General features: G+C 50.5%; 12 protein-coding genes. All 12 read right to left on the bottom strand.

The genetic code is table 11. The features are described from left to right. Nucleotides 1–76: 76 nt before the first annotated feature. On the bottom strand, nucleotides 77–997 hold the full coding sequence (locus tag V3851_RS25765) for an IS3 family transposase (protein WP_331848502.1): 921 nt from the start codon (nucleotides 995–997) through the stop codon (nucleotides 77–79). Between the two features lie 11 nt (nucleotides 998–1,008). Further along, nucleotides 1,009–1,326: a transposase gene (locus V3851_RS25760; protein ID WP_331848388.1), complete on the bottom strand. Its 318-nt coding sequence runs from the start codon at nucleotides 1,324–1,326 to the stop codon at nucleotides 1,009–1,011. A 207-nt stretch (nucleotides 1,327–1,533) separates the two neighbouring features. Beyond that, entirely contained in the window at nucleotides 1,534–2,628 is a 1,095-nt protein-coding gene (locus V3851_RS25755; RefSeq protein WP_331849282.1) for a PdaC/SigV domain-containing protein, read from the bottom strand. Nucleotides 2,629–2,768: 140 nt separating this feature from the next. Further along, a complete protein-coding gene (locus V3851_RS25750) occupies nucleotides 2,769–3,815 on the bottom strand; it encodes an ABC transporter substrate-binding protein (protein WP_331849281.1) in 1,047 nt (348 codons plus the stop codon). A 364-nt stretch (nucleotides 3,816–4,179) separates the two neighbouring features. Continuing rightward, a complete protein-coding gene (locus V3851_RS25745; RefSeq protein ID WP_331849280.1) occupies nucleotides 4,180–4,986 on the bottom strand; it encodes an ABC transporter permease in 807 nt (268 codons plus the stop codon). Then, entirely contained in the window at nucleotides 4,986–5,834 is an 849-nt protein-coding gene (locus V3851_RS25740) for an ABC transporter permease (protein WP_331849279.1), read from the bottom strand. Before V3851_RS25740 ends, V3851_RS25745 begins: the two co-directional genes overlap by 1 nt. Next, on the bottom strand, nucleotides 5,831–6,799 hold the full coding sequence (locus tag V3851_RS25735) for an ABC transporter ATP-binding protein (protein WP_331849278.1): 969 nt from the start codon (nucleotides 6,797–6,799) through the stop codon (nucleotides 5,831–5,833). The genes V3851_RS25740 and V3851_RS25735 overlap by 4 nt, the downstream gene beginning before the upstream one ends. 165 nt (nucleotides 6,800–6,964) lie before the next feature. After that, nucleotides 6,965–7,483: a hypothetical protein gene (locus tag V3851_RS25730; protein ID WP_331849277.1), complete on the bottom strand. Its 519-nt coding sequence runs from the start codon at nucleotides 7,481–7,483 to the stop codon at nucleotides 6,965–6,967. 72 nt (nucleotides 7,484–7,555) lie between these two features. Beyond that, nucleotides 7,556–8,317 (bottom strand): SIMPL domain-containing protein, encoded by a 762-nt coding sequence (locus tag V3851_RS25725; RefSeq protein ID WP_331849276.1) that lies wholly within the window; start codon nucleotides 8,315–8,317, stop codon nucleotides 7,556–7,558. A 278-nt stretch (nucleotides 8,318–8,595) separates the two neighbouring features. Continuing rightward, entirely contained in the window at nucleotides 8,596–8,865 is a 270-nt protein-coding gene (locus V3851_RS25720; protein WP_114497387.1) for an HPr family phosphocarrier protein, read from the bottom strand. A gap of 105 nt (nucleotides 8,866–8,970) precedes the next feature. Then, nucleotides 8,971–9,900, bottom strand: coding sequence for a DNA-binding protein WhiA (gene whiA / locus V3851_RS25715; RefSeq protein WP_331849275.1), 930 nt, complete (start codon nucleotides 9,898–9,900; stop codon nucleotides 8,971–8,973). A 5-nt stretch (nucleotides 9,901–9,905) separates the two neighbouring features. Next, nucleotides 9,906–10,850, bottom strand: a complete 945-nt coding sequence (locus V3851_RS25710; protein ID WP_331849286.1) for a gluconeogenesis factor YvcK family protein — start codon at nucleotides 10,848–10,850, stop codon at nucleotides 9,906–9,908. Between the last annotated feature and the right edge of the window lie 58 nt (nucleotides 10,851–10,908).

Below are 10,908 nucleotides of genomic sequence, written 5' to 3'. Positions count from 1 at the left end.
CGGCTGGGCCCCTTAAATCCGGAGTCCTGACCTACAAGTTTATTGTAAACGCAGTATTGCTTATTTTCTTACGTGTTTACATCGATTTATGGAACTTAGTGGTATCCTTTAGCGTCTTCACCCATGACGAAAACTTCATTGGTGCCATACGCTTCAAGCTACCATGCATTCTTCGATAATTATAAAAGTCCATATATTGATCAAGCGTTTCAAACGCCTCTTCAAACGTCATGAATTCTCGTCTACTAAACAAGTTACGTTCCAGTATGCTATGAAACGATTCGATGTAGGCATTCATATTTGGAGTCCGTGGGGGAATTCGCTCATGGGCCATCCCTAAGCTCTCACAGGTATCTCCAAACAACTTGCTTACAAATTGAGGCCCGTTGTCCGTCCGGATCACAGGTAATGTTTCACCAGGCTGAATGCGGCACTCTATGGCATATAAAAGCGTTTGAACGGCATGCTTGGCTTCGCAGGTTCGCCCGCGATATTGTCCGACTATCACGCGGTCAAATACATCGATAATGCTAAGAACAAAGAAAAATCGCTTCTGTCCTATAACGTATCCGTATTTGATGTCCATTTGCCACAACTGATTGGAACCGGTTATGAATCGGTTCTTTGGGAGAGTGCGCGGGTGCGATGGAACGTGCTTTCGAGCTTTTTGCAGAATGCCGAGTTCTTTGCAAAGGCGGTACGTTTTCTTCTTATTAATTATGACTTGGTGAACATCACGAATGCACTGGCCCAACAGTTTATAGCCGTAGACATGTTCTTCGCCTTCAAGTAGCTCAAGGAGCCACTCTTTGATCTGCTCATCGCTAATGGGGATCCCCGTTATGCTTAGAGAGTATCCAGGTGTAGGGCGCCCGCGTTTGCCTGCAGGTGACGGCTCAGCCTTTGGGGTAGAAGTCCTCTTTTTCCGATCGTAGTAGGTCGATTCGGCAATTTCCAAAATCCGCAGAACTACAGCTGTTGGTTCACCCCGCTTAATGAATGGTTCTGCTACTTCAAGTTTTTCAGATAAGCGGGGTTTTTCTTTTTTACGAGTTCCCGTAGGATCTCATTTTCGAGTTCTTTCTCGCCGAGCACTTTCATAGCTTTTTCGTATTTCTCTTCAATCTCTTGAAGTCGTTTGAGCTCTTGAAGGTGTTGGTCAGGCAGTGAAGTTTCTATATCCGTTATCTGATCTCGGTATGTTCGGATCCAGGTCCGAATGGTTTCCGGGTGCAGGTCATACGACCGGGCAAGCACCCCCACTTTAATACCAGATAAAGCTTCTCTTACTACCTTTAAACGAAATTCATCTTTGGCTTTTCCCATAACTTAATCCTCTCCCTTATTTCCATTGTAAATCCTTGTAGGGGAGGACTCCAGTTTATTTAGGGGGCCTAGAGGCTTTTGCAGGAATTTCATAGATCATAACAAAAGCCTGCCAATTTCGGCAGGCTTTTGTTATCCGTTCCGGTCGTCCGGCCGGGGTACTACGTGGTATGGATCTGCACACTATTCCGAGGTGTGCTTCGCTCCTTAATTTTTGACCCCCAGCTCCGGGAACGAGAAGTAGAATTCCGGGAACCCGAACACGTAAGGGAGATAATCGTACAGTTGGAAAAAGATGACCACCCCGTTATTTTTGAGATAGAAATACGGGTTGTTGCCGATCGTCTCAAACCCGCCGAAGTAGCCTTCCGTTTGCTGCAATTGCTTCTTGATGGAAGGATCGACGATGCTGCGGAAGTTCGGGTTTCGCCGCAGGACTTCATCCAAGGTCAGCAGCTTCCCGTCGCTTAGACGGAACGTCAGACCCTCTCTGACGCTGATGCCGTGCGCACCCCCGGTGTATGCATATGTCTGCTCCAGAATGCTGAGCAGTCCGCCACGGTTGTAAGTGACGCTGTAATTGCCGAGATACTCGTAGGGGCTGCCGTTCGGCGACGGCTGGTTTTCCTTCGCTTCCTTCAGCGAATTTTGCACGAACCGGTCGGCCCGGGACTTCAGCAGGTCATTGATTTTCCGCTCCGCCTCCTTGCTTCTCAGCCCGCTCACTTGCGGGTATTGCACTTTGATCGAAGCCTCGGGAATGTTTTTCTCAATGGTCCGGGTGCTTATTTGGATATTGTTCAACCGGTGCGGCGTCAAATTCAGCGCATGTTGGTCCACAAACCATTGCGATGTATATCCCAAATTGTCCGTAAGCACTTTGGCCGACACATAGGGCTTGCCGTCAATCACTTTCCATTCATAGGGAAGGACCTGCGTGCTGCCGTCTACGACGGCTGTGGCTCCCGCCTCCTTCGGTTGAAGCTGGACAACGACATTTTGGCGTTGGATCGTGTACGTATCGGTTTTCGCATCATGCTTCACCTGGAGCTTCAGCCCTTTACGGATCAGCTCCAGCGGAAGAAGCACATCTTCTTCCCCTTGCACGCCCTGCTGTTTCAATGTTTTGCCTTTAAGCGTTACCTTGACCGGCTGGCCGGTTTTCTGCTTCTGCTGCTGCACGCCGGACGACTCATCCGCATAGGCTGACGCCCCCGGGAGCATCGACAAAATTTGCATCCCCGAAACCAGCAAACATATCGCAAATAAAGCACACATTATTTTAAAAGCAAGCTTTCTCATAGCTATCGTCACCTCTTCTCGGAGTTACCCCAATTATTTCCCCCGCCGTCCAAAATCATGCTTCCCGCATGAAGCAAAAAAACAGTGAGGCCGCCCCAGCCACTGGAGCGCTCCTCACTGTTTCCTAGTTTCCTATAAGTTTATTCCCGTCCGCTCTTCAATTCGGTCCAGAAGCGGTCGTATACTTGCAGCTTGTCTCCGACATCGCCCAGCCATTCGGTCCGGGACAATTCGTCGGCCGACAGATTGATCATCTTATCGCTGTTGTATTCCGCGCTGTGGAATTCTTTCGCCTTCGTGTTCGGATCGCTGTAGCCGATCGATTCATAGTTTTTGGCGCTGTTTTCCGGGTCCAGCATGAAGTTGATGAATTTCTCCGCCAGCTCCTGATGCTTCGCACCCTTCGGAATCGCGTAGTTGTCGGACCAGATCGTGCCGCCTTCCTTCGGAACTACGAAGGCCACATCCGGGTTATCCTTGGCAATTACCGAAGCGTCGCCGGACCATACCGTGCCGATCCATCCTTCTTCTTGAATCATCTTTTGCTTGATGTTGTCGGTATCGAACGCAAGCACGCTCGGCAGCAGGTTCTTCAGATCTTCTACCGCGGCGGTGATTTCCGCCTCATCGGTCGAACTGTTGGACTTGCCGGCTTTTTTCAACGCCATTCCGATCACTTCGCGGTTGTCGTCCAGCAGGATGACTTTGCCCGCATATTCGGGGTTCCAGAGGTCTTCCCAGCTATCGATTTCGTCTTTCACGTATTTCGTATTGTATGCAATACCCGTGACGCCGGAGGTGTAAACAATCGAATATTTATTATCCGGGTCAAAGGTAGGATTCTTGTACGTATCGGCAACATTCGCGAAATTCGGAATATTGTCCTTATTCAGCGGTGAAAGCAGGTCCTGCTTGATCATCGTCGCCACCATGTAGTCGGAAGGCTGAATCAGATCGTAACCGGAACCGCCTGCCTTGATTTTGGCCAGCAAGTCCTCGTTGTTGGCGAACACGTCGTAATTGATCTTCACATCGTACTGCTCTTCGAAGGCAGCAAGGACGTCTTCGTCAAAATTATCGGCCCAGCTGTAAATGTTCAGCGTCTCTTTGGACGATCCGCATCCGGACAAAACCGCAATCACCATCATAACCGCCAGCACCAGGCCGGCCCACTTCATTTTTTTCAATTCATTATCTCCTCTCTTTCCGGTACTTCAATTATTTATTTATTGATATCCGGCAATCATGCCGAGAACATCCGTTAAAATTCTCGTTTCCGAGCATAATCCTGATCGGGAAGTTGTATTTCATACAACATTTCCTTTATTTATTCTGCTTTTCCGCGAAAGATGTTGTAATAAACACAACTTTTTCGGCCCAAAAGAGGGCGATCCCTCCCAAAGTAGCATTAAATGTTGTACTTTGTGCAGCTTTTCCGCAAAAAAAAGCTCTTGCAGCAGCAAAAATATTGTATAGAGTACAACTTTCTAGGCCGCCGTGAGGCGATCTCAGTGATGAACCGGGATCCTTCCCGTAATCCTAATCGATCAATCAGAACGGCAGCACTGACTGCTTCTTCTGCCCTTTCCCTCTATTTAACATGAACTGGGCCAGGAAAATCAATGTTACGCTGACCAATATCAAAATCGTACACAGCGCGTTAATTTCCGGGGAAATACCCCGTTTGACCTGCCCGTAAATATAGATCGGCAATGTCGTCGAGCTGGGGCCGCTGACAAAGAAACTGACCATAAAGTCGTCCAGCGACATCGTGAACGCGATCAAAGCGCCTGAGATGATGCCCGGCATAATTTGCGGCAGGGTAACGTGACGAAAGGTCTGCCAGGCGTCGGCACCCAAGTCTTGGGCCGCCTCCTCCAGTTGATCCCCCATCCCGGCGAGCCGCGTGTTCACGATCACATACACATAGGAAACACAGAAGGTGATGTGAGCGATAATAATCGTCAATTTGCCGAGCGGCAGGTGAAATTGCGTAAACAGCACCAACAGGGACAAGCCCATAATAATGTCGGGAATAATGATCGGCATATACAGCAAGCCGCCCATCCCCGCTTTCGTCTTGCGTCCGGCTTTGCGAATCGTCAGCGCCGCCAGTGTGCCGAGCAGTGTCGAGAACACGGTCGATACCAGCGCCACCGTCAGCGTGTTGACGAGCGCCTCCATGACATGGCGGTTCGTAAACAGCGAGGCGTACCAGTCGAGCGTAAACCCGCTCCAATCGGCGGCAAGCCTGGAGCTGTTGAACGAATAGGCGATGATAAAGGCGATCGGCACATAAATAAAGATCATGACCACCAGGGAATGAAGCCCGAGCAGCGGGTGATTTTTGCTCTTCATCAGCGCCCCTCCTTTGCCGTCAAATGCCGCGAAGTCATCGCTTTATTAAAAAGAACGATCAATATCAGGGAAGTGATTACAAATATAACCGACAGCGCTCCCCCGAACGGCCAATTTCGCGCGCCGAGAAACTGGCTCTGAATAATATTGCTGATCATCGCCGATTTGGCTCCGCCCAGAATATCGGTGACTACGAACATCCCCGAGGTTGAAACATAGACAAGCACGGAGCCCGTCATAATCCCGGATTTCGTCTGCGGCAGCGTAATATGCCAGAACGATTTCCACCGGGTCGCCCCGAGATCGCTCGCGGCTTCAAGCAATTTCTTATCCATTTGTTCCAATGCTACATAAATCGGCAGCACCATGAACGGGATAAACGTATAGACCATGCCCAGATAAACCGCACCCTTGGTGTAGAGCATCTGGAGCGGCTCCTGAATCAGGCCGATATCAATCAACAAATTATTGACCACGCCTTGCGTTCTTAACAGCAGCACCCAGGCGTACGTCCGGATCAGAAAGTTGATCCAGAACGGAATCGTGATGAGCGCCAATCCCCAGGTTTGCATTTTCGGACCGGCATTCGCGATATAGTAGGCCAGCGGATAGCTGAGTAGCAAGCACAGAATCGTCGTTACGACGGACAAAACAATCGTGTCCCAATAAATACCCAAATACAGCGGATCGAAAAATGTCGCATAAGAGTCCAGGTTGAAATCGAACACCACATTGCCGAACTCGTCCCGGCCCATAAAAGAAATCCCTATCACGATCAGCATCGGAACGACCAGAAACAGGCACAGCCACAACAGGACCGGCAAGAGGCCCAGGCTTGATTTCTTCATGACCCGATAACCACCTCGTCCTCCGACTTCCAGTCCACCCCGATTTTCTCACCGATTTGCCATGGGCGTTCGTCCGTAAAATCAAATACGATGGACACGGTCATCGGCTCGTCTTCCAGTTGGACGACCAGCTTGTGGATGCTGCCGAGGTAAAGCACGTCCAGCACCTCGCCTTTGCGTCTGGCGCCTTCCGGATTCCGTACGGCCCGCAGCTTCTCGGGACGCACGGCAAACAGCCGCCCGTCCTGGGAGAAGATGTTGTTCTCACCCACGAACGTAGCGGAAAACAGTGTGGTCGGCGTGGCGTAAATTTCCCGCGGCGTGCCGATTTGCTCCACCTTGCCGCTATTCATGATTACGATCCGGTCGGAGAGCATCATCGCTTCCTCCTGATCGTGCGTTACATACACAAATGTAATGCCAAGGCTACGCTGCAGATGCTTGAGCTCGGATTGCAAACTTTTGCGGAGCTGCAGATCGAGCGCTCCCAGCGGTTCATCCAGCAGCAATACCTTGGGCTTGTTCGCGATCGCGCGGGCGATGGCCACGCGCTGCTGCTGCCCGCCGGACAACTGGTGCGGATAGCGTTTGGTTAGCTGCGTCAACTGCGTCATCTCCACCGCTTCCGCAATGCGCTGCTTCTGCTCTTTAGCCGGCAGCTTTTTCATTTTCAGCCCGAAGGCGATATTATCCTCTACCGTCATATGCGGGAATAAGGCATAATGTTGAAAAACCAGGTTCAAATCCCGGCGGTTCGGCGGCAGGCTCGTCAAATCTTTACCGTCCAGCAGGATCTGCCCTTTGGTCGGATGTTCGAAGCCGGCGATCATGCGCAGAATCGTCGTCTTGCCGCAGCCGCTCGGGCCCAGCAAGGTAAGGAATTCTCCTTCCTTAACAGTGAGCGAAAGCGGATGCACAACGACTTGTCCCGCAAAGTGTTTCTCCACCCCGGACAGCTCAATCATGTATGCATCAACTCCTTCATAGGTTGTTGTAGTAAAAAGCCGTCTTTAAGAAAAAAAAGCCATATCCATTGGTATGGCTTTCACGGGTTCTTCGATTCATTTTTTGCATATTCACTATACCTTGTTTTGGCCCGGGTTACAATACTTTTTGTTAAGGGATGCTATTTAGGTGAAGAAATACCTGAAGCATGATCCGGATATATAAACTTCAGAATCGCTTTCCGGTTGTTTAAATATATACTGTACCGAGGAAAAGGACGCCATAATCATTAACTGCTCAAAATCAGCCATTAAATCAAAGGTCTTATAGCCGGCTTTGTCATAAGCAATGTCCTTCCCAAAAGCCGATTCCATCTCTTCCGTAAACTTTTGCTCCGCATCTTCATTATCGGTTAAAACAATTTGTACTGGGATCGGTTCTTCCGGTCCTATCCGTTCATTCTCTTCTTGAATGTTGAAAATGATCTTACTTTCCTGTTTGAATTCCGCTTTCGGAGAATTACCATCTAAGCCTCTTGGGTGTATGGGTTCCAATTGAATTATATCGGAATTAACGTCTAGCGAAGTTTTCTGGTGGATGGCTGACGGATCAATTCGCAACTGATCGGATTGTCCGTTGGAGAATGAAGAATGGGGTCCGGATAGCATTGATATAAAAATGAATAAAGGCAAAAGTTTTATCATCCCTGTTCACCTCTCATAAAATAGAGCCGCCTCGTAAACACGGATGTGAGGCAGCTCTACATGACTCATTATTTATTTGAGTTCATAAATAACGCTCAGCGTCGTCTTCACCGTAATCTCGCCCGGTTCCACGGCCGTGCTTGCACCGGCCTCATCGGCAGCGGCTTTCATCATCAAAGCCTCGCTTTGAAGATAAATCTGCGCATCGCCGCCCGACTGCGTAACGCTCAACACGATGCCCAGGTTGCGGCCGGCCGCTTTGGCGATCGCGGATGCTTTCAGCTTGGCGTTGGCCATCGCCTTCTCGATCACTTGCTCTTGATACTGATCCGGATTCTCCGTGCTGAAGCGTACGTTTTCAATCCGGTTGGCGCCCGCCGCGGAAGCCGCATCCAACAGTTGGCCGATTTTCGTCAAATCGCGGTAAGTCACGTTCAGCGTATGCTGTGCCGTGTAGCCTTTTACCTTCTGGCCGTCCTTCTCGGTATAAGTGTAGTTGGGCTGCACATAGAATTGGCCCGTTTGAATATCCTTGGCGTCAATCTTCCAAGTATCCTTCAGTAGCTTGTTAATTTTGGCGATCTTCGCGGAATTGGCGCTTTGCGCTTCCTTCGCGGTGTCGGCCTGCGTTTCCACGCCGATCGTTAAATAAGCGACGTCCGGTTTTACGGAAATTTCCCCGCTACCGACTACACTGACTATATTTCTTTGCAGCTCGGCATCGGCGGCATAAGCCGACTGAGCCGGACCGACCATTGCGCCCAGCGCGGTTCCCCCAACAAGCAGCGTTCCGGCAACCAGCACCGCACCGACAGGCTTTAACCATGTTTTCATTGCTAACCCCTCCATTATTTGGCGAATTTATCTTCTAAACGCAGTACAAGGCTAAAGGTTGCAGGTCAAACGATAAACTTTGATAATTTAACAGGAATACCTGCAGTTATTCATGTGCCTAATGCTAATTTGATAAAAAATAACTGGAGGAAATCGAGCTAGCTAATTCACCCATCACCACAAACAAACGCCGCCACCCAAGCATATATGTAAAAAGGAGCGTCCCCGCTCGAATCTCGAACGGAAACACTCCTTTATTCTGCCAAGGAAAATTAAGATTATTGATTCTCCAATTCCTCTTTGCTGACCAGATTGATTAAAGCGTTTGCAGCCTGCTCGGCATCCGCACCCTCCGCGCTGATGTAAATCTCGGTACCGGTGCTGATGGCGAGGCTCATAATACCCATGATGCTTTTGGCATTCACTTTTTTATCGTCTTTCTCAACGAAAATTTCAGACGAGTATTTATTCGCTTCCTGAACAAAAAGCGCAGCCGGCCGGGCATGAAGACCCGTCTTCAGACGAACAGTTACCGGGTTTTTGATCATCAAACTTTACCCCCTATGACAATTTCGATCACGAATTCATATGTGAACATTTATAATTTATATCATTATATCATACTGAGCCTGCGGCACACTAGCAAAACAACTTTAGCTTCCACGAATTTTTTCCGCCAGCTCGTCGATTTTGCGCAGCCGGTGGTTCACACCGGACTTGCTTACGGTACCTTTCAGCAGCTCTCCGACTTCCTTGAGGTTCATATCGGGGTGCGCAAGCCGAACCTCGGCCACTTCCCGCAGCTTCTCCGGCAAATTTTCCAGGCCTACTTCCTTCGCCAGCAGCTTGATGTTGTCGATTTGCCGCACCGCCGCGCCGATCGTCTTGTTCAGATTGGCCGTCTCGCAGTTGACGATCCGGTTGACGGAGTTGCGCATGTCGCGCATGATCCGCACATCCTCAAATTTGAACAACGCCTGATGCGCGCCGATGATATTCAGCAGCTCGATGATCTTTTCGCCTTCCTTGATGTAGAAAATAAAACCCTTCTTCCGTTCGATGCAGCGCGCGTTCAAATGAAATTCATTGGCGAGATCGACGAGCGCCCGGCAGTGCTCTTCGTACATCGAGGAAATCTCCAGATGGTAGGAGGAGCCTTCCGGGTTGTTGACCGAGCCGCCCGCGAGGAAAGCGCCGCGCAGGTAAGCCCGCTTACAACAGTTTTTCCGGGTAAGGTCCGGATTAATCCCCGGCGTAAAAATAAATCCCTCGGAGACGATCTTCAGCTCCTTCAGAACCTCCTGGACCCGGCCCGGTATCCGTACAATATACACATTGTTTTTCTTGAGGCGCATCTTTTTGCGGACAAGCAGCTCCGTATGAATCTGAAAATGCTTCTTCAGCAAAGAATAAATCCGCCTTGCAATCGCGGCGTTTTCCGTCGAAATATCCAAGATGACCTTCTTGTTCGAAACCTGAACCGAACCGTTCATCCGGATTAAAGCGGACAATTCGGCCTGTTCGCAGCAAGCGTCGGCTTCGATCATGGTCAATTCTTTTTTGGTTTGCGCCGCAAACGACAAGGGACTCACCTCTTTCGTAAAATCCAGTTTTGCACCAGTTGATAAATATGATGGCTCAATTTGTCCGCATCATGCCGCAAATAGCGGCGGAACAGGACGAGTGTATCGGCGATGACTTTATACCCCTGGCCCGTGACTACATCCCAGTCGATCTGTACGGGCTTGGCGCCTTTCTCGGCATAGAAATCTTGAACCTGGGTCGGAATCTCGCCGTCGTTCACGATAACATAATCAAACAGATGATGCCCTACATGCTCATAAACGGCCTTCAAATGGTCGCTGACGGTATAATCATCGGTTTCGCCCGGCTGAGTCATCACATTGCAGACGAAAATTTTGATGGCGCTCTCGTTCTCGAGCACCGCTTCGGCCAGCTTGGGCACCAGCAGATTGGGAATGATGCTGGTATACAAGCTTCCCGGCCCGATCAGGATGGCATCGGCCTCCCGGATCGCCTCCACCGCTTCGGGGAGCGGTTCGACCACTTCCGGCTCAAGGAAAATCCGCTTGATCTTGCCGCCGGCCTCCGGAATCTTCGATTCTCCGGTAATGATCGTGCCGTCCTCCATCTCCGCATGCAGCACCACCGCCTGACCGGCGGCGGGCAGCACGCGTCCGCGGACGGCGAATACGCGGCTGAGCTCGCGGACGGCGGTGACGAAATCGCCGGAGATATCGGTGATCGCCGCCAAAATCAGGTTGCCCAAGCTATGGCCGGCCAGGCCCGAGCCGGAGGCAAACCGGTAATTCAGCATATCCGACAACAGCGGCTCCACATCGGCCAGCGCGGTCAAAACATTGCGGATATCGCCCGGAGGCGGCATTTGCAGTTCGTTGCGGAGAATCCCCGAGCTTCCGCCATCGTCCGCTACGGTAACAATAGCCGTGATATCGAGCGGCTTCTCTTTCAATCCGCGAAGCATGACGGACAGGCCGGTTCCCCCGCCCATCACCACGATTCGCGGCACTCTTCCTTCCTTGGCCCGATTAATCACTTCTTACTCACCT

The sequence above is a fragment of the Paenibacillus haidiansis genome (genome assembly GCF_036553665.1).
Lineage (GTDB): Bacteria > Bacillota > Bacilli > Paenibacillales > Paenibacillaceae > Fontibacillus > Fontibacillus haidiansis.
Note: the sequence above shows the minus strand (reverse complement) of the source record. Positions and strands in the feature narration are given on the sequence as shown.

What these genes read in the sequence shown, in the direction of transcription:
- V3851_RS25760 (WP_331848388.1), bottom strand. Translation starts at nt 1,326, where the DNA reads ATGGGAAAAGCCAAAGATGAATTTCGTTTAAAGGTAGTAAGAGAAGCT.
- V3851_RS25755 (WP_331849282.1), bottom strand. Translation starts at nt 2,628, where the DNA reads ATGAGAAAGCTTGCTTTTAAAATAATGTGTGCTTTATTTGCGATATGT.
- V3851_RS25745 (WP_331849280.1), bottom strand. Translation starts at nt 4,986, where the DNA reads ATGAAGAGCAAAAATCACCCGCTGCTCGGGCTTCATTCCCTGGTGGTC.
- V3851_RS25740 (WP_331849279.1), bottom strand. Translation starts at nt 5,834, where the DNA reads ATGAAGAAATCAAGCCTGGGCCTCTTGCCGGTCCTGTTGTGGCTGTGC.
- V3851_RS25735 (WP_331849278.1), bottom strand. Translation starts at nt 6,799, where the DNA reads ATGATTGAGCTGTCCGGGGTGGAGAAACACTTTGCGGGACAAGTCGTT.
- V3851_RS25730 (WP_331849277.1), bottom strand. Translation starts at nt 7,483, where the DNA reads ATGATAAAACTTTTGCCTTTATTCATTTTTATATCAATGCTATCCGGA.
- V3851_RS25725 (WP_331849276.1), bottom strand. Translation starts at nt 8,317, where the DNA reads ATGAAAACATGGTTAAAGCCTGTCGGTGCGGTGCTGGTTGCCGGAACG.
- V3851_RS25720 (WP_114497387.1), bottom strand. Translation starts at nt 8,865, where the DNA reads ATGATCAAAAACCCGGTAACTGTTCGTCTGAAGACGGGTCTTCATGCC.
- V3851_RS25710 (WP_331849286.1), bottom strand. Translation starts at nt 10,850, where the DNA reads ATGGGCGGGGGAACCGGCCTGTCCGTCATGCTTCGCGGATTGAAAGAG.